The organism is Streptomyces pyxinae, assembly GCF_024756275.1.
GTDB lineage: Bacteria > Actinomycetota > Actinomycetes > Streptomycetales > Streptomycetaceae > Streptomyces > Streptomyces pyxinae.
The window spans coordinates 1-22,455 of sequence record NZ_JANUGQ010000023.1 but is presented as its reverse complement, the minus strand read 5'-3'; the positions used below and the strand labels follow the sequence as shown (position 1 = coordinate 22,455).

Below are 22,455 nucleotides of genomic sequence, written 5' to 3'. Positions count from 1 at the left end.
ACCCTGTGGGTGCCGGTGCGGGGGTTCGGTTACCGGCGGTACGGGGCACGGCGGTACGGTTCGGTCCGCGCCCGGGTCGGGACGGTGGCCGCGCCCGGTCCGGACGGTGGCCACGCCCGGTCCGGACGGTGGCCACGCCCGGTCCGGACGGTGGCCGCGCGCCGCACGGGACGCGCGCGTCGGTCCGAGCGGCGCCCGCGCGCGGGTCCGGGTTCGGGACGGGCCCGTGCCGTCCGTCAGGCGTCGGCCGGGCCGGGCAGCAGCGGGGAGAACGCGGCCAGTTCGGACCGGCCGGCGACCCGCAGCTTGCGATAGGCGCTGGTGAGGTGCTTCTCCACGGCGCGCGAACTCACCTCGAGCCGCTCCGCGATGAGCTTGTTGGGCACTCCGTGGGCGGCCAGGCCGGCGACCCGGCGCTCGGCCCGGGTGAGCGCCGCCACGGCCGCCGGCCGCCGGGAGCCCGCCGGGTCGGTGAGTTCCCGGCACGCCTGGTCCGCGATCCAGGACACGCCGCAGCCGACCGCCAGGTCACGGGCGCGGCGCAGCCGCTCCTCCGCCTCGGTGTCCCGGCCGGACGCCCGCAGCCGCCGGCCGAGGAGCAGTTCGGTGCGGGCCGCCTCCATGGCGTTCACCGACCGGCGCAGCAGCTCGGCGGACTCCCGCAGCAGCCCGACGCCCCGCTCCCCCTCGGTGATCGCGCCCCGGACCCGCTGGGCGCGTCCGACGGCGCCGGGGGTGCCCCAGGCCACGGCCCGCTCGTGTTCCTCGTCGGCGAGGTCGTGGGCCCGCCGGGTCTGGCCGAGCCGGTGGTACAGCCCGGCCGCCCAGGTGCGCCAGGGGAAGAGGGCGGGGTTGCGCCATTCGGCGCGCTCGGCCGAGCGGCCCCAGTCGAGGACGTACTCCAGAGCTGTGGCCGTGTCTCCCCCGGCCGTCGCGACGCAGGCCCTCAGCAGCTGGAGCGGGGAGGGCCGGTGGTCGTGGTCGGCGGCCTCGCGGCGGTGGCCGAGCAGCCGCCGGGCCAGCTCGGTGTCCCGGCTCTGCACGGCGACCCTGACGAGGGCGGTCATCGAGGAGAGCGTGGCCCACTCGGCCATGCCGTGGGCGAGAGCCTCCTCGGCGTGCGCCTTCGCCTCCTGCTGCCGTCCCCGGGCGAGCAGGACATGGGCGAGTTCGGCGGCGACCACGGCCCGGGGCACCGGGGCGCCGTCCCGGCGGGCGTGTTCCCGGGCGCTCGTCAGCCAGGGGCCGATGGCGTCCAGTGACTCGGCGGCCGCCAGCACGCCGCACAGCAGCGGCAGCGCGGTGTGGACATGGCCGGGGGCGGCCGGTTCGTGCTGGAGGAGGCGGTCGGCCCGGAACGCGACCTCGGCGGCGGTCATCCGCTGGGTGACGGTGGCGCCGTGCAGCAGTACGGTGGCCAGCTCGCGCTCGGCGGCGGTGCCCATCGGGGGCGTGTCGCCCAGGGCGCGCAGCCGCTCCGCGCACTGGTCCAGTTCGCCCGGTCCGGCGACGGCGACATGGCGCAGCCGGGCCTCCAGCCGCAGGGCGGCCTGGCGTTCGACGCCGGTGCGGGTGTCCGGGTCGCCCAGATCGGCGGCCGCCTTGGCGACGGTGTCGATGAAGGGCGGCGGGCAACTGCCCAGCAGGGAGGGCGGGGTACGGGCGGCGGCGATCGCGCGGGCGGCGGGGGTGGGCAGCAGCAGCACCGCCTGGGAGAGGTGGCGCAGGGCGGCCTGGGGATCGAGGTCGCGCTCCGACGCGGCCAGGTCGAGCAGGAGGGCGGCCCGGTCGGCGCCGGACGGCGACGTACCGAGCAGGGCCCGGCGCAGGTAGCGGGCCGCCTCCTCCAGGGCGCCGCGCCGACGTGCGGCGGTCGCGGCGGACCGCAGCACCTCGACGGTCCAGCCGGCGTGGCACGAGGTGACGGCGAGCAGGTGGGCGGCGACCCGTTCGGCGGGGTGGCCGCCGTGGTGCAGCAGTCGCGCGGCACGCAGATGGATGTGCTCGTACTCGGCGGGCGTCATCGACTCCTCGGCGGCCTCCCGCACCGCGGGGTGGGCGAAGCGCGGCGGGTCGCCGTCCGCGAGCAGGCCGAGGCGGCGCAGGGAACGCGCCGCCGCCTCGCCGGCGGCGGTGTCGAGCCGGGCGAGCCGGCCGACCAGTTCGAGGTCGGTCACCGGATCCGGCTCCTGGTCGAGCACGGCCAGGGCCCGGGCGAGCCGGCGTACCGGTTCCGGCTGGGAGCGCAGGGCGACGGCCAGGCGCTCGCGGAGTGCGACGGGCCGGGATTCCGGTACGGCGGTGGCGTGGCCGGCCGCCGGCTCGTCCGGGTGGCGGCTGGCCAGAGCCGCGGCGAGGAAGAGGGGATTGCCTCCCGATGCCCGCCGACGCGCGGCGATCTCCCCGGGCTCACCGGGCCGCCCCAGGTGGTCGGCGACCATGTCGGCCACGGCGGCGGTGGGGAGCGGGCCCAAGTGGACGACGGTAGCGGCGCGTTCGACACAGGCCTGCACCGGTGGCGCGTCCGCGCCCGGCTCGCCCTCCCGCAGGCTGACGACGACGGCGGCACGGCTGTCCGGCAGCCGCCCGGCGAGCTGGGTGAGCCAGCGCAGGGAGACGGGGTCGGCCCACTGGAGGTCGTCCACGAGGAGCAGCAGCGGCTGGTCCGCGCTGAAGTCGGTGACGAAGGAGAGGAGTTCGGCGAACCGGTCGGGTCCCGGGACGAGATCGAGCGGTCCGCGCCCCGGGAGCGGGTCGAGCAGCTGGCCCACGACGCCGAAGGGAAAGTCCTGTTCCTGCGGCGCGCAGCCGGCGGTCAGGGCGCGCAGACCACGGTGCCGGGCGAGCGGGGGCAGCCGCCGCAACAGGGCGGTCTTGCCACTGCCGAGACCGCCGGTCACGGCCAGCAGGCGGCCGTCGCCCCGGTGGGCCGCCGCCAGCGCCGAGGTCAGCAGGCCGAGTTCGCGGTCCCGGCCGCGAAGAGGTGTCATGGTGTCGCCTTCGGTCGGTGCTCCAGCGCGGCGGCCAGTTCGGCCCGGCCCTGGATGCCCAGCTTGCGGTAGGTCCTGGTCAGATGGAGTTCGACGGTGCGCGGGGTGACCGAAAGCCGGTCCGCGATGGCCCGGTTGGGCAGGCCGTCGGCGGCCAGGGCGGCCACCCGCCGCTCAGCGCCGGTCAGTTGACGCCGGGGCGCCGGTGGGGTGGCGCCCTCCGGCCGGGCGGCGGGCCGGCGGTCACCGGGGACGGCACGGGGTTCGGAGCGCACGGATCGGGGCCCGGAGGGAACGGCACGGAGCTCGAAGGGAACGGCGCGGGACCCGGAGGGGGCGGCGTCCGGCGGGGGGCCGGCCCTTCGCAGCCGGGCGGCGGGCGGGGCGGGCGGCCGGGGTCCGTCGTCCAGGGAGCCGTCCGGGGGGCCGGGGGCGCCCCAGGCGCGTATCAGGCCCTGCTCCTCGGCGAGAAGGGCGGCGGCCATGGTCCCGTCCGCCGCCGGGTCGCAGGCGGAGGCGGCGGCCCGGCGCCAGGGCAGGAAGGCGGGGTTGGTCACCTGCCGGGCGAGCAGCCGGCGCCCGCACTCCAGCAGATCGGTCAGGGCCTCCTCCCGGTGGCCGTACGCCAGCCGGGTGCGGCCCCGGGCGTAGAGCAGCAGCGCCCCGGACAGCCCGGCCGCGGTGCCGTACGGATGGGCCGGGGCGAGCAGCTCGCCGGCCGCGTCGGGGCGGCCCTGCTCCAGCCGTACCAGCGCGGCGAGGGCGACCAGTCCCGGGGTGAGGAAGGGGTTCCGGCCGTGGCCGAGCATGATCTCCCGGGCCTGCTCCAGGTCCTCCGACGCGGCGTCGGGCCGCCCCCGGCGCAGTTCGGCGAGCCCCATGACGAGCAGGGTCATCCCGGCCACCGGGGGCGCGTCCGTCCGCGCGGTGCCCAGCAGCACGGTGTCGAGTGCTGTGCGGGCCTCCTCGTGGTCGCCGCTGAGCACCAGGACATGGCAGGCGGCCGCCTGGAGCAGAAGTGGCACGGCCCGGCGGGCGGCCGGATCGAGGGCGGTACGGGCCAGGTCCCGGGCGAGGCCGATGTGGTGGCCGCGCAGGGCGGTGCGCCAGGCCGCGGCCGCGGCTTCCGCCGCCGTGGCGGGCCGCGCCGGGAGCGGCGGGACCTGGGTGCCGTCCGGGTCCTGGACGGCCTCCGGCTCGCTCTGTTCGGCGAGCCAGTACAGGGCGCGCAGGGCGGCGGCGTCGTCCGGCGCGGCACGCCCGGCAACCCGGGCGATCAGCGGCTGGGCGGCGGCCATGTCCCCGCGCGCCACGAGGAGTTCGGCGGCGCGGATCCAGGCGGGCCCGGCACCGGCGGCGGCCGGGGCGAGCAGGACCTGCCGCAGGTGCCGGTCGGCCGTCTCCGGATCGGCGGGCAGGACGGCCGCCGCGAGTTCGGTGAGTGCCTCGGCGTGCTGGGCGGACGGCATGGGCTCGCACAGCGCGCGCCGGAGCAACCGGGCGGCCTGGGCCGGTCGTCCGGCGGCGCGGTGCCGGACGGCCTCGCCGCGCAGCAGCCCGGCGGCCCAGGCGGCGCCGATGGGCCGCGCACCCAGCAGCATGCCGGCGACCGCGCTGTCGGGAGCGGCCGTACGGTGGGCGAACGCGGCCGTACGGGCGTGGAGTTCCTCGCGGTCCCGGACGCTCAGGGCGGCCAGGACGGCCTCGGCGGCGGCCGGGTGCCGGAAGGCGGGCCGGTCGCCGGGGAGGAGCAGCCCGGTCCCCGCGAGCCGGGCGAGCGCGCCGGGCGCGGGTGTTCCGTCGAGCGCGGTGATCATGGCGCGGGAGCAGCCGGGTCCGGCGGCCGCGATGACCCGCAGAACGCCGTGCAGTTCACCGGGCAGCACCCCGAGGGTGTGCCGGGTGCGGTGTCGTACGGCTTCCGCCGCGCAGTCGGCGAGCCGGGGCAACTGCTCGCCGGTGGGCGGCCGGCCGTGGCGGGCGAACCGGGTGACGAGGGAGCGCAGCAGGGCGGGGTTGCCCTCGCCGGCCCGGGTCGCCGCGGCCAGGAACGCGGGGTCGGCCGGGGGCTGCCAGGCCAGGGCCAGGAGCCGGCCGGCGGCGGGGTCCGGGAGCGGGCCGAGCGCGAGGGTGTGCCGGGCGACGGTGTCCTCGTCGTCCAGCGGGCCGGGGGTGATCCGGTCGCCGGGCCCGGCGGGGGTGGCGTCGCCGCGCGCGGTGAGCAGTGCCAGCGGGGTGCCCGCGAGCCGGCGGCCCAGGGCCTGCAGCCACCGCAGGGAGGCCGGGTCGGCCCACTGGAGGTCGTCCACGACGACGAGCAGCGGCTCGGTGCGGGCGGCGGCGAGGAAGAGCCGGCACAGGGCGGCACGCTCCAGCTCCGCCGGGCCCCGGCGCGGCGGCGGGGCGGCCGGATGGCCGCTGCGCGCCAGGGCACCGTACAGCCGGTCGGCGAGGGTGTACGGCCGTCCGGCCTCCTCCGGACAGGCCTGGGCGGCGGCGACCCGGACACCGGCCCGGGCGGCCAGGGCGGCGGCCCGGTCCAGCAGCGCGCTGCGGCCGATCCCGGGCGGGCCGGTCACCTCGACGACGGCGGGCCGGCCCCGGCGCAGCTCCCGCAGTACGGCGGTGACCAGGGCCTCTTCCCGGTCCCGCCCGGCCAGCGGGGAGACCGCGCCCGATGCGGTGCCGCCGGTACGGTCCCCCGGGGCGCGGTCACCCGAACTCGTGCCGGGGGCTGGGCGATTGGTCCCGGCGGGAGCGGTGGCAGGGCCCGGGCCGCCGGGGTCGGCACGGGCGGATCCGCCGGGTCCGGCAGTACGGACGCCGCCACCGGAAGTCGCCTCAGGGCACGGGCTGTTGGGCCCCACTCCGGGGACCGGCCCGCCGGTACCGGTGACAGGGACCGGGCCGCCGGTATCGGCCCGGGCGGGTCCGTCAGGGGCTGGGCCGTCCGGGCCGGCCGGAGGTGTGCGGTGGCCGGGCCGGGGCTGGCCGATCGGGGGCACGGCCGTCGTCCCGGTCACCGGCCCGTCGCCAGGAGTTCGGGAGCGCGCAGGCCGCCGGGGAGTTCGGAGCGGCCCCGGACATCGAGCTTGCGGTAGACGTTGGTGAGGTGCATCTCCACCGTGCGGGTGGTGATGAACAGCGTCTCCGCGATCTTCTTGTTGCTGACGCCCGCCCGGGCCAGGGCGGCCACCCGGCGCTCGCTGCCGGTCAGGGTGTCGAGCGGGCTGGCGGCGAGCTGGGGCATCCGGCCGCCCGCGGTGACCAGCAGCCGGCGCGCGGTGGCGGCCAGCAGGTGGTAGCCGCAGTGGGTGGCTCGCTCGATGACGCGGCGCATGAGGCGGCGGGCACCGTCGGCGTCGCCGTGCAGCAGCAGTTCGTGGCCGAGCTGGAATTCGGCCCGGGCGAGCTCAAGCCGGGCCGGTGAGGAGGCGAGGGCGTGCACGGCCTCGTCGAGCAACCGCAGCCGGGTCCTGCCGTCGGCCACGCAGGCGGCGGCGAGCAGGCCGAGCCCGAGGGCGCGGGGCGTGCCCCAGCGGTGCAGGCCCGGCCGGACCCGCTCCACGATCGCGGCGGCCTCCGAGGGCCGGCCGAGGCGGGCGAGGGTGGTGGTGGCGGGCAGCCACCAGGGGACCAGGAGCGGATTGACGACCCCGGCGTCCGCCAGGCTGCGGCCGCAGCTCCGCCACACCGCCACGGCGCCCTCCAGATCGCCGCGTGCGCACAGGGCCCGGCCCCGGGCGTAGAGGTGGAGGTGCCACTCGTAGAGGCGGCGCTCCAGCGCGGGATCGGCGCGGACCAGGCGGTCCATGGCCTCGACCGCCTCGTCGGTCCGGCCCGCCGAGAGCAGGGCACCGGCCAGCGCGGTGCGGGCCAGCGGCGCCGGGTCGCCCGGGTCCGACCGTTCGGCGAGGGCGACGGCGGCCCGCGCCTGCCGCAGGGCACCGGGGATGTCACCGGCGTCGTGCAGCAGCAGGGAGCGCCCGCCGAGCGCCGGGACCCGGACCCGCGCGGCCTGCCGGACGGGGCCGGCCGCGCAGGAGCGTTCCAGGCCGGCCAGTCCCTCGTCCACGGCGTCGGCCAGGCCGAGCACGGTGGCGGGGCCGAGGACCCACCAGTCCGCCGGGGTGGCCTCCTCGACCCGCAGGGCCCGGCGGGCGAGGGTGACCGCTTCTCCGGCCGGCCGGCCCTCCAGGCACGTCATGACGCTCAGGGCGGCGAGCAGTTGGCGCTCGGCGGGGCTGTCGCCGCGCGGCGGGGTCCAGGCGCGGACGCGTGCGCGGGCCACGGACATGGCCGAGGTGTCGTTGACGGCGGTGGCCAGGAGGGCCGAGGCGATGGTGGTGCGCACTTCGCGGTCGGCGGACGCGGGCCCGGCGGGCCGGCCGGTCCCGGGCCCGCCGGGCCGGTCGGGCCGGTCGGCTCGGTCGGGTCGGTCGGCTCGGTCGGCTCGGTCGGGTCGCTGGAGCCGGTCCGGCCCGTGGAGCCCGGTCGGACCGTCGAGGCCGTCCGGGCCGTCGAGTTCGCGCCCCCCGTGGAGCCCGTCGAGTCCGTCGAGTCCGTCGAGTTGGTCGAGTTCGTCGAGGATGCGGCCGAGGGTGTGGACCGCGCCGGTGGCCTGGCGGGTGCCGACGGCCGAGAGGCCGTAGTCCATGGCGATGGCGGCCTTCTCCCGGACGTCGTCGGCGGCGGCGAGGGCCTTGTGCAGATGCCAGAGCGCGGCGGCCGGTGCGGTGGCGGCGCAGGCTCTCGCCAGTTCGCGGTGGACGTCCTTGCGTTCGGCGGCGGTGAGCCGGGCGGTCAGGGCGCGCCGCAGACAGCCGACCACCGCAGGGCCGGCGGCCCGGCCGGGGGACGCGGCGATGGCGTCGCGGAGGACGGCGAGCATCCAGGGCTCGTCGATACGGTCCAGGAAGAGGAGTTGCTCGACCACGTCGGCCGCCGGCCGTCCGGTGTCGTTGAGGAGCCGGGCGGCGCGGGCCCGCAACTCGCGTACAGCGCCGGCCGGCAGACCCGCCAGCACGGCCCGGCACAGGGGGGCGCGCATCACCGCTCCGCGCGGCCCGGGCGCGGCGGCCTCGAACCGGCGCAGCACGGCCAGCGCGGCCTCCACCCCCCGGGGCGGGATACCCGCCAGGGCGCCCAGCAGGTCCGGATCGGCGCGGCCGAGGACGGCCAGGGCCGAGGCCACCTGGCGTACGGGGGCGGACTGGACGGCCAGGAAGTCGGGGACGAGCGAGGCGCTGATGCCGCCGTAGACCCGGCGCAGCCGGCGCAGGCCGCTGCGGTCGGCGCGGATCCCGGCGGTGCGCAGCCCGGCGAGGAGCCGCCCGAGCAGCCGGGGGTTGCCGCCGCAGATCTCCGCGCAGCGCCGGGCGAAGAGCGGGTCCACCGGCCCGCCGAGAACGCGGTCGATCATCCGGGCCGCGCCGGACTCGGTCAGCGGCCCCAGCTCCAGCAGGGTGCAGCGGTCCTGGGCCAGCAGCTCGGCGAGGACGGCGGCGCCGGGTCCTTCGCTCTCGGTGCGCTGGGCGAGGAGCACGAACAGGGGCTGTGAGGTGGTACGGCGCAGGGCGAAGTCGAGTCGGCGCAGGGACGCCTCGTCGTACTCCTGGGCGTCGTCCACGACGAGGGCGAGCGGACCCTCGGCCAGCCGGCGGAGGAGGCGTCCGAGGAACGCGCGGCCGTCGGCGTACGGGTCGGGCACCGGTCCGGAGGGGGCCGGGGCCCCGGGCCCGGCGGGGCGGCCGGAGAGGCCCCGGACCGCGAAGCCATCGGCTCTCAGCCGGGTGGTGACGGCGGTGAGCAGGCCGCTCCTGCCGATTCCGGCCGGACCCCGGACGAGCACGGTCCGGGCGGCTCCGGCCCGGGCCCGGCCCGCCTCCCGCAGCACGCTGTTCAGTTCGGCGGAGCGGCCGACCGGGGTCCTGGACCACTCATGACGTGTATCGGGGGTGCCCGCCACAGTGTTCCTTTCCTCAAGCCTGACGCGCCCTCGGGGGACGATCGGCACGCCCGGCGACCGGCCTCGCGAAGTGGCCGGTGTTCAAGATCCAATCGGACCGACACTAGGGAGCGGAAGTGCGCGTTTCCACCCGTGTTTGAGTCAGAAACCGGACCCTTGTGGCCGAATGGTCACCGGAGGCTGGACATCCGGCCACCGTTCGTCCCCTCCACCGGGGCCCGGCCGCTCACTTCACGAAGTCGTCCACGACCTCGGGCGGCCAGGTGCCGACCTTGAGGACGCCCAGGGAGTAGGCGCGGGAGACCAGCGCGGCGCGATTGGGCACCTTCAGCTTCCGCAGCAGACAGGTCACGTGATATTCGACGCCCTGCCGGCTGAGATAGAGGCGCGAGGCGAGCGGAACGGTGGAGACGCCGGCGGCGATGCCTTCGAGGATGCGCGCGTCCATCGTGGAGAGGATCTTCTTGCGGTTGGTCACCACGCGCGTTCCCTCGGCGTCCCGGGCCGAGGGCATCATCACGAGGATCGCGGTCGTACCGGGCAGCCCGCCGCGCACCGCGACCGCGGTGAGCGGGACGGTGAAGGCGGATTCCTCACCGGGCCCCACGGCGATGACGGGCGTGACGAATCGCTGGTGTTTTCCTTCCAGTAAATGGGAGAACTGCCGCATCAGCGGCTGCCGCACGCTCGGGTGCACCACGTCGCGGAAACTGCGTCCGCATATTTCCTCCGACGAGCCATTGAATTGCCGGAAGAACTCCTGGTTCGCCTGCTGAATGGTCAGGGATTTGTCCAGGCTCGCCATGCACAGACCCGGAGCCGCAAGTGTCGCATTGGACAAGGGAGAGAGCCCCCTTCAGGAACTTCTGTGGAGGGTGAAATCACTGGGAGGCTAGTGAGGCGCTGCTTCACTGGTCAATGAAATCCCTGCGGGAGCGCCTTAAGACTGCGGCTCAGCGACGGAGGTTCGGTAGCCGTCCGCCGGCTTCCCCGGGGGGTTCGGTACGGTCGAAGTCACGCCACCTTCCCCGCGTTCGCGCCACCTTTGGCGGCCCCTTTACCAGCGGTGGAGAAATACTTACCCGGCTGTCACACGCCGGTAAAGAGCACCGCCGTTACTCTCGCACGGAAGCGCCGGACCGGCCGGCGGTCCCGGAGGCAGATCCGGGGTCCGCCACCGCTCGCACGGTCGCGGACCCCACGCCTTCCGGCCGATGTGCCACTCAGTCCTCGGAGATCGCGACCGCCTGCACCGGACAGGCCGTCGGGACCTCGCGCACGCGCGGGTCCCCCGCGCCGTCCTCGTGCCCGGGGACCAGCGTGACCAGCGCGTCGTCGTCCTGGGTGAAGACGCCGGGCGCGGTCATGACGCACTGTCCGGAGCCGATGCACCGGTCGCGGTCGATGGTGATGCGCATGGCGCGGCCCGCCTCCCTCTCGCTTTCCGCCACTCCCGTGGTCTCCTCCGTCCGGATCCTCACCAGGTGACGAGGAGTTCGACCGGACCCTGGGCGTCGTGGCCCGCCTTGATGGACACCTCGTCCAGCGGTACGGCCAGCCGCAGGCCCGGAATGCGGGTGAAGAGCGTGCCGAGGGCGATCTCCAGCTCGGCACGGGCGAGGTTCTGCCCGAGGCACTGGTGGATGCCGTGGCCGAAGCCGACATGGTGACGGGCGCTGCGCCGGGCGTCGAAGGTGTCGGGGTTCTCGTACGCCTTGGCGTCGCGGTTCATCAGGGTGATGGAGACCAGCACCGCGTCCCCGGCCCCGATGGTCTCGCCGCCGACCTCGATGTCCTCCTTGGCCATGCGGACCATGTAGTCGGAGACGGAGGTGAACCGCAGCAGTTCCTCGACCACCCCCGGGATCGCGCCGGGGTCGCGCAGCAGCACATCGAGCTGCTCCGGGTGCTGCATCAGGGTGAGCGCGCCGAGGGCGATCGCGTTGACGGTGGTCTCGTGGCCGGCCACCAGCAGGACCAGCGCGATCATGACCACTTCGTTCTGGTCGAGACCGCCCTCCTCCAGCTGGCGGGCGATCAGCTCGTCCAGCAGGCCGTCCCCGGGCTCGGCCTGCTTCTTGCCGACCAGCTCGTGCAGATAGGCGTAGAGCTGGCCGAAGGCGGCGTCGGCCTCCGCCGAGGTCGCGGCGCCCACGAAGTCGCGGGAGCGCTCCTCGAAGAAGTCGTGGTCGCCGTAGGGGACGCCGAGCAGCTCGCAGATCGCCATCGAGGGCACGGGCAGCGCGAAGGCCGACACCAGGTCCGCCGTCGGCCCCTTGGCCAGCATGTCGTCGAGCAGCCGGTCGACCAGGCTCTGGATCCCGGGGCGGATGGCGTTCATGCGCTTGACGCCGAAGCTGGGGATCAGCATGCGCCGCTGCCGGGCGTGCAGCGGGTCGTCCACGCCGATCAGCGGGAAGGACAGCCCGCCCCGGTCCTCGGTGCGCCGGACGACGACGGGGAAGACCGGGTGGCCCCAGTCGGAGGACAGCCGGGGGTCGGCGAGCAGCGCCCGTCCCTCGGCGTGCCCGGTGATCAGCCACGCCGGCCGGCCGTCGAACAGGGTGACCCGGGTCAGCGGGCGCTCGCCCCGCCATTGCGCGTACTCCTTCGGCGGCTGGTACGGGCAGGTCCGGTCCTGCGGGAAGGACGGGGCCGGCGCCCCGGCGGGACGGATTTCGGTCTCGGTCATGTCATGCCTTTCGCACGGCCGGCGGGTGCCGTCGTTCATCGGTCCTGAGCGTGGGTGTCGAGCATGGGTCTCGGGTGTGGGCCTCGGGTGTGGCCGCGGTTCACGGCAGTGGCGGCGGGTCTACGGGAGCGGCCGCGGTTCCGTAAGAACCCCGGTTCCGGGCGGAGGGGCGTTGCCGGGACGCGGTACGGGGCCTCCGGTGGCCGGCCGGGCGGGCGCGGGGCTCCGGTGCCGGGGACACCGGGCCCGATGCCGTCACCCGGGTCGGGGCCCCCGTGCGCGGGCTCCGGCGCCGAGGTCGTCGGAGGCGGGTCACCAGGTGACGGGCAGCTCGTGGACGCCGTAGAAGACCATGTCGTCGCGGAAGCGGAGTTCCCCGACGGGCTCGGCCAGCCGCAGGGTCGGGAAGCGGCGGAACAGGGTCTCGAAGACGATTCCGAGCTCGATCCGGGCGAGCTGCTGCCCTATGCACTGGTGGGCGCCGAAGCCGAAGGCCAGATGCGGGGCGGGACGGCGGGTGATGTCGAAGCGCTCCGGCTCGTCCACGAAGGCGGGGTCGAAGTCGGCGGCCAGGACATGCGCGACGACCTGCTCGCCCGCGGCGATGCGGACGCCCCCGAGCTCGGTGTCCCGGGTGGCGACGCGCTCGCCGCCGAACTGGCCGATGGTGAGGTAGCGCAGCAGTTCCTCGACCGCGTTGCCGATCAGCGACGGGTCCTCGCGGAGCAGTGCCAGCTGGTCGGGGCGGTCCAGGAGCAGCGCCGCGCCGAGGCCGATCATGCAGGCGGTGGTGTCATGGGCCGCGATCAGCAGGGTGCCGGCCGCGTTCATCAGGAACAGGTCGTCGACGACGCCGTCCGGGTCCTCGGTGGTGATCAGCGCCGAGATCAGGTCGTCGCCGGGGGCGGCGCGGCGCTCCTGGACCAGCTGGAAGAGCAGCCCGCCCAGGCGCATCCCGGCGGCCTCGGTGGCGGCGGCGTCCTGGTCGACCCGCATCATCGCCCCGGCGATCTCCTGGAACTCCTCCCGCCGCTCCACCGGGACGCCGAACAGGTCCGAGATCACCATGGAGGGCACCGGGTCGGCGAAGGTCCTCACCAGGTCGACCGGGCCGCCCCGGGCCTCGATGGCGTCGAGGTGCTCGTCCACGATGCGCTGGATGTTCGGCCGGAGCGCCTGCATGCGCCGGACGGTGAACTCCTTGGCGAGCAGCCTGCGGTCGGCGGTGTGCTCCGGCTCGTCCTGCCACAACAGGCTGCCCCGGCCGGGTTTCTGGGTGACCACGCCGTCCCGGGTGTGCAGCGCGTGCGGTACCCGGACGCTGAACGAGGGGTCGCGCAGCAGGGCGCGTACCTGCTCATAGCCGGTGGCCAGCCAGGCCTCGTGGCCGCTGGTGAAGGTGGCCCGGGTCACCGGGGCGGCCTCCCGGACGCCGGCGAGGCCGTCCGGCGGCCGGAACGGGCAGCTGCGGGCCTTGGGGACGGCGGGCGCGCCGGCGGTGGACTCGGACATGGTTCTCCTTGCGCTCACTGATGGGGAGGGGGTACCGCGTACGGCCGAAGGGCGGTCAGGCGGCCGGTAGTTCGAGCGTGGTCTCGCCGCGCCGGGGTGCGTTCACCAGGACGGCCATGTTTCCGGAGGGGTGCACGTTGTCGTACATCATCTGGTGCATCCGTCCGATGTCCTCGAAGCCCTCGCAGGCGGACAGACAGGGGTCGAGCGTCCCGGCGCCGACCAGGCTGATGACCTCGCGGCACTGGCGGGCGTCGGCGTAGTGCGAGCCCTGGAGGCGCTTGGAGCGCATCCACAGATGGCGCAGGTCCACATCGCCGTTGTAGCCGGAGGTGCCGCCGCAGATCACCACCATGCCGGCGTTGTCGCAGAGGTACATCGAGGTGGGCAGGGTGTCCTGGCCGCTGTGCTCCAGCACGATCCGGGGGGACCTGCGCTCCCCGAGGATCTCCCAGATCCTCTTGCCGACCCCCCGGGCGCCGCGCAGGAACCGCGCGAAGGCCTCGGTGTCCCCGGCGTCGGGCAGCCGGCCCCAGTGGTCGAAGTCGCGCCGGTTGACGGTGCCTTCGGCGCCGAGGCGGCGGCAGTAGGCGGCGCGGTCGTCGTCGGAGACCACGGCGATCGGGATGCCGCCGGCCATCCGGACGAGCTGGATGGCCATCGAGCCGAGGCCGCCCGCGCCGCCCCAGATCAGTACCGGGTCGCCGGGGCGCACCGTGTGGCCCTGCCAGCCGAACAGCTGCCGGTAGGCGGTGGGTCCGGTGAGCAGGAAGGCCGCCGACTCCTCCCACGACAGCCGGGCGGGCTTGGGGTGGCACTGGTACTCGTCGACGCGGCAGAACTGGGCGAAGGAGCCGTAGTTGGTCTCGTACCCCCAGGCTTTGATGCTCTCCGAGACCAGTGGATCCGTCCCCATCCGGATGTCCTCGGCGGTCTCGTCCCACTGGCCGCTGGTGAGCAGCACCTGGTCGCCCACCTTCACACTGCGGACGCCCTCGCCGACGGCCCACACCACACCGGACGCCTCCGAGCCGCCGATGTGGAAGTCCTCCGGCTCGCCCGCGCGCTGGCGCGTCCCGATCACATCGACCGGCTTGCCCAGCGAGGACCAGACGTTGTTGTAGTTGATGCCGGCGGCCATCACATAGACCAGCACCTGGCCCCGGCCCACGGCGGGGGTGTCGACCACCTCGGTGCGGAACGCCTGCTTCGGTTCCCCGAAGCGGTTCTGGCGGATCACCGAGGCGTACATCCGGTGCGGGACTTCACCGAGCGGCGGGGTCTCACCCATCTCGTAGAGCGGCTTCGTCATGTCTCTCTCCCACATCTGCTCTGGCCGGACTGGGGTGTTCGCGGTGGTGGCGGTTCTTGCCAGGAGGGCCGGGCCCCCCGGGGGTACGGCCCGGTCACACGGTTCCCGGGTCCGGGGGTGCGGCGGGGCCGGACGGCCCGGCGACGGCGTCCGTCAGCCAGGACTCCACCGCGGCGGCGGTGGTGGCGGCGTGGTCCTCCATCATCGAGTAGTGGTTTCCCGGCACTTCGACCACCGTGTCCACGTGCCCGGGCGGTGCCGCGCGCCCGTCGCCGCCGGCGGCCCCGGCCGTCATGGGCTCGCTCGCCCGGACGAGCAGGGTCGGCGCGGCGATCTCCGGCGCGGCCCAGTCGTCGAAGACGCGCAGGTAACGGCCCATCGCGGTGAGCTGTTCGCCGCCGGACCTCAGGTAGTCCAGGCGCTGGGACTGGGCCTGCGCCATCGCGTTGAGCACCCGGTGGTCGAAGGGGATCTCGCGGCTGAAACTGTCGACCATCACCACGGCGGCCGGCGGCTCGCCCAGGGCCTCCAGCCGCGCCGCCACGCCGTGGGCGATCCAGCCGCCCGAGGAGTAGCCGAGCAGGACGACGGGCTTGCCGCCGGCGCACTCCCGCACGGTCCGGGCGTGCAGCCGGAGCACCGCGTCCGCGTCGGACGGGACCGGCTCGCCCGGCTCGTACCCGGGGTGGGTGAGCGCCCACAGGTCCAGCCGGTCGCGGAAGGGCGCGGCGAAGCGCGCGTACTGGTGCGCCCCGGCCGGTACGACATACGGCGAGAAGCACATCAGCGCGTAACCGCGGTCGCTCCGTGAGAAGCGCACCGGGGCGGGCGGGGCGGCCAGTTCCTCGGGCCGCTCGAAGGAGGGCCGGAAGCGGGCCACCTCCCTCAGCATCCCCATCGCCTCGGCGGCCGTTCCCTGCTCGCCGGCGTGCCGGTAGAGCTGTACGAGCAGATCGGTGGGCCGCTCATCGGCGGTGGCCCGGCCGGTGCCCCGGAGCCGCGTCGCGAGGTGCCCGGCGAGCCGGGCGGGCGTGGGGTGGTCGAAGGCCAGTCCGGCGGGCAGGGTGAGACCGGTCGCCGCCGCCAGGCGCCGGCGCAGGTCGAGCGCGGTGAGCGAGTCGAAGCCGAGCTCCAGGAACTGCGCGGCGGGCGGTACGTCCCCGGCCGACGGGTAGCCGAGGACCACGGCGGTCTGGGAGCGGATGTGCTCCAGCAGCCGTTCCTCGCGCTCGGCCGGGTCGAGCTCCGCGAGTCCGGCCAGTTCGGCCGCCGGCGCCCCGGCTCCGGTGCCGGGCTTCTGGCCGGCCGCTCGTTCCTCGGCCAGCAGCCGCCGTACGTCCGGCAGTTCGGCCAGCAGCGGACTGGGCCGGCCCACGGTGAAGGCGGGCAGGAACTTCTCCCAGTCGATCGGGGCGACGGTCAGGGCCGTCTCGTCGTGTTCGACGGCCTGGCGCAGGGCGGAGATCGCGAGCCCGGGTTCCATGAAGCCCAGGCCGCGCTTCTCGCCGCGCTCCCGGACCGCCTCGTCCACCATGCCGCCGCCGGCCCAGCCGCCCCAGGCGACCGAGGTGGCGGCCAGGCCCCGGGCCCGCCTCCGCAGCGCCAGGGCGTCGAGGAAGGCGTTGGCGGCGGCGTACGACGCCTGGCCGCCGCTGCCCCAGACGCCGGCGCCGGAGGCGAAGAGCACGAACGCGTCCAGCTCCCGGCCGCCGAGCAGTTCGTCCAGGTGGACGGCCCCGCCCACCTTGGCGGCGGCGGCCTCCGCGAATTCGTCCAGTCCGGCGTCGGCCAGCAGGGACGAGCGCGCGGTGCCGGCGGCGTGCAGCACGGCGGTGAGCGGGTACCGGGACTCGATGCCGGCGAGCAGCCGCGCGACCGCCTCGCGGTCGGCCATGTCGCAGGCGGCGACGGTGACTTCGGCGCCCAGGGCGGTCAGCTCCGCGCGCAGTTCCGCCGCTCCGGGGGCGTCGGGTCCGCTCCTGCTGGTGAGCACCAGGTGCCGGGCGCCCGCGCCGGCCAGCCAGCGGGCGAGGTGCCGCCCGACTCCGCCGGTTCCGCCGGTGACCAGCACCGTGCCGCGCGGCTGCCACCCGGTGGCGGGCGCCGGGCCGGCGGGCCGCGCCCGGAGCAGGCGCCGGCCGAACACCCCGTCGGCGCGTACCGCGAGCTGGTCCTCGTCGTGCTGGGCCAGTACCCCGACCAGCCGGCGCAGCCCGTGCTCGTCCAGCTCCTCGGGCAGGTCGACCAGACCGCCCCAGCGCCGGGGCAGTTCCAGCGCGGCGACGAGGCCCAGGCCCCAGAGCTGGGCCTGTCCGGCGTCGCGCGGCGGGTCACCGGCCCCGGTGGAGACGGCCCCCCGGGTCGCGCACCACAGCGGGGCCCGGACGTCCAGGTCACCCAGCGCCTGGATCAGGGTGACGGTCCCGGCGAGGCTCGCGGAGAGCGCCGGGTGGGCCGGGTGGTGGCCGGGGGCGAGACCGAGCATCGAGAGGACACCGGCGGGCTGTTCGCCGTGGAGTTCCCCGGCGAGCCGGTCGGCGGCCTCCGCCCGGCCGCAGTCGACGGGGAGTTCGACCACTCGCACCTTGGCGCCATGGGCGCCGAGCACCCCGACGACGCAGGGCGCCCACTCCTCGTCCGCCAGTCCGGCGGGGAGGACGGCGAGCCACAGACCCTCCAGACCGGGGTCCGGGTGGTCGGTCAGCCGGCGGAAGGAGACCCGGTAACGCCAGCCGTCCACCGTGGACTTCTCCCGGCCGCGCCGCCGCCACTCGGCCAGCACCGGCAGCGCGGGCGCGACCAGGGCGGCGCCCTCGGCCCCGAACTCGACTGTGAGATCGACCGGTTCGGCACCCGGGGCAGCCGGGGCAGCCGGTGTGCCCGATGCGACCGGTGCGGCTGCCCTGTCCGCCGTGTCGGTGAGGTCCACCAGGGCCGTTGTGTCCGCCAGGTCCGTGAGGTCCGCCGCGCTCGTGGCGCCGGTCGCGCTCGTGAGGTCCGCCGCGCTCGTGGCGCCGGTCGCGCTCGTGAGGTCCGCCGCGCTCGTGGCGCCGGTCGCGCTCGTGAGGTCCGCCGCGCTCGTGGCGCCCGCCGTCCCCGTGGTGCCGGTCGCGTACCCGGTGCCCGCCGTGGCTGTGCCGCCCGCCGCCTCCATGGTGCCCGCCGCCTCCGTGGCGCTCTCCACCAGGTGCCAGAACCGGGTCTCCGCGGGGTCGGCGCTCGCGGCCGCCGGGTCGGCGTCCTCCAGCCAGTAGCGCTGCCGCTGGAAGGCGTACGTCGGCAGGTCGACCCGGCGTACCGGATGCCCGGCGAACGGGGCCGTCCAGTCCACCGGCACGCCGAGTACGTGCAGTTCGGCCAGGGAGCGCAGGAAGCGGGGCATACCGCCCTGGTCCCTGCGCAGCGAGGCGCCGGTCACGGCCTCGGCACCGGCCTCCTCAGCGATCTCCTGTACGGCGCCGGCCAGCAGCGGATGCGGACCGCACTCCACGAACACGCCGTGTCCGTCCGCCAGCAGCGCCCGTACGGTCCGCTCGAACTCCACGGTGTGACGGGCGTTGCGGTACCAGTAGCCGGCGTCCAGGGCCGTGGTGTCCAGCGCCGCACCGGTCACCGTGGAATAGAAGGGGAGGTCCGCCGGGCGCGGCGTGACCGGGGCCAGCAGCTCAAGCAGTTCGGGGCGGAGGCTCTCGACCTGGGCGGAGTGCCCGGCTCCGGTGGCGCCGCGCACCTTCCGCACCCGCACGCCCTCGGCCCTGAGCTCCGCGAGGAGTTCGTCGACGGCCCCGGGCTCTCCGGTGACGGTCACGGCGGCCGGCCCATTGACGGCGGCGACCGCCAGCCGGTCCCCGTACCCGGTCAGCCGGGCGCGGGCCCGGTCGGCGGGCATGGCCACGGCGAGCATCGCGCCCCTGCCCACCAGGGTGGTCAGCGTCCGGCTGCGCAGGGCCACGATCCGGGCCGCGTCGTCCAGGGTCAGGGCGCCCGCGACATACGCGGCGGCGACCTCGCCCTGCGAGTGGCCGACGACGGCGGCGGGCGTCACACCGTACGACCGCCACAGGGCGGCCAGCGACACCATCACCGTGAACAGCGCGGGCTGGGCCACCTCCACCTCGTCCAGTCCCGGCGCACCCGGCGCGGCACGCAGCACGTCGAGCAGTGACCAGTCGGTGTACGGGGCGAACGCCTCGGCGCAGGCCCTCGCCTCCGCGGCGAACACCGGGGCGGTGTCCAGGAGTTCCCGGGCCATCCCGGGCCACTGCGAGCCATGGCCGGGGAAGACGAAGGCCACTTTGCCGGCGGCCCCGGCGGTGCCCTGGACCACGGAGTCGGCGGGCTCACCGGCGGCGAGCGCGGCCAGCCCGGACCGCAGTTCCGCCCGGTCGCGGCCGACGACCACGGCCCGCTGCTCCAGCTGGGTGCGTGTGGTGACGAGGGCGCGGCCCACGCCGGGCAGGGAGAGGTCCTCGGTGCGGTCGAGGTGGTTCAGCAGCCGGTGCGCCTGCTCGCGCAGGGAGGCGCCGGACTTCGCGGACAGCGCCCACGGGAACACCTCCAGGGGTGAGGCGCCCGGTGTTCCCGCCCGCGCGAGTCGGGCGGCTGCCGACTCCTCACGACCGGGCGCGGCCTCTTCCGACGCGGGCGCCGCCTCCGCCGGGGCCGGTACGCTCCCGCCGGGCGCCGCCGCCGGGGGCCGCGGGTCCGCCGGGGGCGCGGGCTCCGGGGCCTGCTCGATGATGGTGTGCACATTGGTGCCGCTCATCCCGAACGAGGAGACGGCCGCCCGCCGGGGCCTGTCCCGGTCGGGCCAGGGGGCCGGCTCGGTCAGCAGGCGCACCTGTCCGCCGGTCCAGTCCACGTCCGGGGTCGGCTCGTCCACATGCAGCGTCCGTGGCAGCACGCCGTTGCGGATGGCCATCACCATCTTGATGACCCCGCCGACACCCGCCGCCGCCTGGGCGTGGCCGATGTTGGACTTCAGCGAGCCGAGCCAGAGCGGCCGGTCCGCCGGGCGCTCCTGGCCGTAGGTGGCCAGCAGCGCCTGCGCCTCGATCGGGTCACCGAGCCGGGTGCCGGTGCCATGGGCCTCCACGGCGTCCACCTCGTCCGGGAGCAGCCGGGCGTTGGCCAGTGCCTGCCGGATGACCTGCTGCTGGGCCCTGCCGCTGGGCGCGGTGAGGCCGTTGGAGGCGCCGTCCTGGTTGACCGCGCTGCCCCGTACGACGGCCAGGACCTGGTGTCCGTTGCGGCGGGCGTCGGACAGCCGCTCGACCAGGAGCAGGCCCGCGCCCTCCGCGAAGCCGGTGCCGTCGGCGGAGGACGAGAACGCCTTGCAGCGGCCGTCGGCGGCGAGCGCGCGCTGCCGGCTCGACATGGTGAACGCGGACGGACCGGCCATCACCATCACCCCGCCGGCCAGGGCCATCGAGCACTCGCCGGTGCGCAGCGCCTGCACGGCGAGGTGGAGGGCGGTCAGCGAGGACGAGCACGCGGTGTCCACGGTGACCGAAGGGCCCTGGAGGCCGAAGGTGTAGGAGAGGCGGCCGGCGATCACACTGGCCGAGTTGCCGCCGGCGAGATAGCCCTCGACACCGTCGGGCACCTTGAGCGGCCGGGCCGTGTAGTCCTGGTAACCGGAGCCGATGAACACCCCGGTGCCGGTCGAGCGCATGGTGTGGGGGGCGATCCCGGCGCGTTCGAAGACCTCCCAGGCGGTCTCCAGCAGCAGTCGCTGCTGCGGGTCCATGGCGACGGCCTCGCGCGGGCTGATCCCGAAGACGGCGGGGTCGAACTCGTCGGCGTCGTGCAGGAATCCGCCCCGGGTGGTGTAGGTGGTGCCGGGGTGGTCCGGGTCCGGGTGGTAGAGCGCCTCGACGTCCCAGCCCCGGTTGCCGGGGAAGCGGGAGATCGCGTCACGGCCGGCGGCGACCAGCTCCCACAGATCCTCCGGCGAGCGCACACCGCCGGGGTAACGGCAGGCCATCCCGACGATGGCGATCGGCTCGTCCGGCTCCCCGGCGGCCACCGGCGCCGTGGTCTCCACCGCCTGCCCGCCGGTGAGTTCGGCGAGCAGACGGGCGGCGAGGTCCGCGGCGGTCGGATGGTCGAAGACCAGGGTCGTGGGCAGGGCGAGACCGGTCGCCTCATTGATCCGGCCGCGCAGCTCCACGGCGGTCAGGGAGTCGAAGCCGAGGTCGCGGAACGGCCGGTCGGCCTCCACGGCGCCCGCTCCCCGGTGACCGAGGACGGCGGCGGCATGGGTGCGTACGAGGTCCACCAGGGTGCGTACGCGGTCCTCGTGCGACAGTCCGGCCAGGCTGCCGGCCAGTGTCCCGGAACCGGGAGCCGCCCCGGGACCGGAAGCCGTACCGAGTCCGGAAGCCGCCCCGGGGGCGTCCTCCGCGAGGGTGGCGCGCACCTCGGGCAGGTCGCCGAGCAGCGGGCTGGGGCGGCCCAGGGTGAACGGCACGATGAAGCGCGCCCAGTCCACATCCGCGACGGTCAGCTGGGTCTCGTCGCGGTCGAGTGCGGTCTGAAGGGCGGCGACGGCCGACGCGGGGGCCATGGCGCGCAGCCCCCGGCGGAGCAGCCGCTCCTCGTCGCCCCCGTCCTCGACCATGCCGCCGTCGGCCCAGGGCCCCCAGGCGACGGCGGTCGCGGTGCGGCCCTGGTCCCGGCGCCGGCGCGCGAGCCCGTCCAGAAAGGCGTTGCCGGCCGCGTAGGCGGCCTGACCGCCGCTGCCCCAGACCCCGGAGATGGAGGAGAAGAGGACAAAGGCGTCGAGTTCGCGGTCGCCCAGCAGCTCGTCCAGATGGGCCGCGCCGCCGGCCTTGGCGGCGAGCGCCGTGGCGAAATCGGCCGGGGTGGTGGTGTCGACCAGACCGGCATCGGCCACCCCGGCGGCGTGCACCACGGCGGTGAAGGCGTGCTCCGCGAGCAGGGCCGCCACGGCGTCCCGGTCGGCCACATCGCAGGCGGCGAGCGTGACCCGGACACCGAGGGCCTCCAGTTCGGCCCGGAGCGCACCGGCGCCCGGGGCCTCGGCGCCCCGGCGGCTGGTGAGGACGAGGTGCTCGGCGCCGCCGCGCGCCAGCCAGCGGGCGACATGGCCGCCCAGCGCGCCGGTACCGCCGGTGATCAGCACGGTGCCCCGGGGCCGCCAGTCGCGGATGGCGGGGCGGGCGGGCGCGTGGGCGAGCCGCCGGGCGAAGACGCCGGAGGCGCGTACGGCGAGCTGGTCCTCCGCCCACCGGCCCGCGCGGATCTGCCCGAGCACATCCACCAGGCACCCGCCGGCCCGGTCGTCCACGGTCTCCGGAAGGTCGATCAATCCGCCCCAGCGGCGCGGAAGTTCGAGGGCGGCCGTCCGGCCCAGGCCCCAGACCTGGGTGTGCCGGGGGTCGCGTACGGCGTCGGCACCGCTCACCGCCACCGCGCCCGAGGTGAGACACCACAGCGGGGCGTCGATCCCCGCGTCGCCCAGGGCCTGGACGAGCAGCAGGGTGGGCAGCACGGGGTCGCCGGTGAGCAGCAGGGACAACACCCCGTCGACCGGTTCCGGCCCGAGCCCGGCGAGTTCCCCGGCCAGCCCGGCCCGGTCGTCGTCGGCCCGGACGACCACCGTCCGCAGCACCGCGCCGCGCGCGGTGAGCGCGGTACGGACGGCGGCGATCCGCTCGTTCTCCTCCTCCGGCACGGCCAGCAGCCAGGTGCCGCCGGGACCGGCCGGGGGGATCCCGCCCAGGCGCTGCCACGCTTCGCGGTAGCACCGGTCCTCGATCGCGGACTGCTCCTTGCGCCGGCGCCGCCACGACGACAGCCTCGGCAGTACGTCGCTGAACGCGTCCCCGGCGGCGATGTCCAGGGTCTCCGCGAGCGCCCCCAGGTCCTCCCGCTCCACGGTCGCCCAGAACTCCGCCTCCACCGGGTCCACCGCCGGGACGAGCGCGGTGGCCGGGCGGGCCTCCGGTGTCTCCAC

8 protein-coding genes and 1 pseudogene are annotated in these 22,455 nt (G+C 75.9%); all 9 read right to left on the bottom strand.

What is annotated here, in order from left to right; genetic code table 11:
* Positions 1 to 236 precede the first annotated feature (236 nt).
* Positions 237 to 2,990 carry a helix-turn-helix transcriptional regulator gene (locus tag NX801_RS23075; protein ID WP_258789782.1) on the bottom strand — a complete coding sequence of 918 codons (2,754 nt, stop codon included), beginning with the start codon at positions 2,988 to 2,990 and terminating at the stop codon, positions 237 to 239.
* Positions 2,987 to 5,857, bottom strand: a complete 2,871-nt coding sequence (locus NX801_RS23070) for a helix-turn-helix transcriptional regulator (RefSeq protein ID WP_258789781.1) — start codon at positions 5,855 to 5,857, stop codon at positions 2,987 to 2,989. Before NX801_RS23070 ends, NX801_RS23075 begins: the two co-directional genes overlap by 4 nt.
* Positions 5,858 to 6,009: 152 nt before the next feature.
* Entirely contained in the window at positions 6,010 to 8,958 is a 2,949-nt protein-coding gene (locus NX801_RS30815) for a helix-turn-helix transcriptional regulator (RefSeq protein WP_309505876.1), read from the bottom strand.
* Between the two features lie 226 nt (positions 8,959 to 9,184).
* Positions 9,185 to 9,763, bottom strand: a complete 579-nt coding sequence (locus tag NX801_RS23060; RefSeq protein ID WP_258789780.1) for a LuxR C-terminal-related transcriptional regulator — start codon at positions 9,761 to 9,763, stop codon at positions 9,185 to 9,187.
* A gap of 418 nt (positions 9,764 to 10,181) precedes the next feature.
* Complete coding sequence (locus tag NX801_RS23055; RefSeq protein WP_258789864.1) at positions 10,182 to 10,376, bottom strand: ferredoxin; 195 nt, start codon at positions 10,374 to 10,376, stop codon at positions 10,182 to 10,184.
* A 59-nt stretch (positions 10,377 to 10,435) separates the two neighbouring features.
* A complete protein-coding gene (locus NX801_RS23050) occupies positions 10,436 to 11,650 on the bottom strand; it encodes a cytochrome P450 (protein WP_258789779.1) in 1,215 nt (404 codons plus the stop codon).
* A 312-nt stretch (positions 11,651 to 11,962) separates the two neighbouring features.
* Positions 11,963 to 13,162 (bottom strand): cytochrome P450, encoded by a 1,200-nt coding sequence (locus NX801_RS23045; RefSeq protein ID WP_258789777.1) that lies wholly within the window; start codon positions 13,160 to 13,162, stop codon positions 11,963 to 11,965.
* 55 nt (positions 13,163 to 13,217) lie between these two features.
* Positions 13,218 to 14,474, bottom strand: coding sequence for a crotonyl-CoA carboxylase/reductase (gene ccrA / locus NX801_RS23040; RefSeq protein WP_258789775.1), 1,257 nt, complete (start codon positions 14,472 to 14,474; stop codon positions 13,218 to 13,220).
* Between the two features lie 94 nt (positions 14,475 to 14,568).
* A pseudogene (locus tag NX801_RS23035) lies at positions 14,569 to 22,410 on the bottom strand (SDR family NAD(P)-dependent oxidoreductase); the annotation flags it as partial.
* Positions 22,411 to 22,455 lie beyond the last annotated feature (45 nt).

Excerpts from the sequence above, each read along its gene's own strand:
- ccrA (WP_258789775.1), bottom strand. The coding sequence starts at position 14,474 with ATGACGAAGCCGCTCTACGAGATGGGTGAGACCCCGCCGCTCGGTGAA.
- NX801_RS23060 (WP_258789780.1), bottom strand. The coding sequence starts at position 9,763 with ATGGCGAGCCTGGACAAATCCCTGACCATTCAGCAGGCGAACCAGGAG.
- NX801_RS23055 (WP_258789864.1), bottom strand. The coding sequence starts at position 10,376 with ATGCGCATCACCATCGACCGCGACCGGTGCATCGGCTCCGGACAGTGC.
- NX801_RS23045 (WP_258789777.1), bottom strand. The coding sequence starts at position 13,162 with ATGTCCGAGTCCACCGCCGGCGCGCCCGCCGTCCCCAAGGCCCGCAGC.
- NX801_RS23050 (WP_258789779.1), bottom strand. The coding sequence starts at position 11,650 with ATGACCGAGACCGAAATCCGTCCCGCCGGGGCGCCGGCCCCGTCCTTC.
- NX801_RS23075 (WP_258789782.1), bottom strand. The coding sequence starts at position 2,990 with ATGACACCTCTTCGCGGCCGGGACCGCGAACTCGGCCTGCTGACCTCG.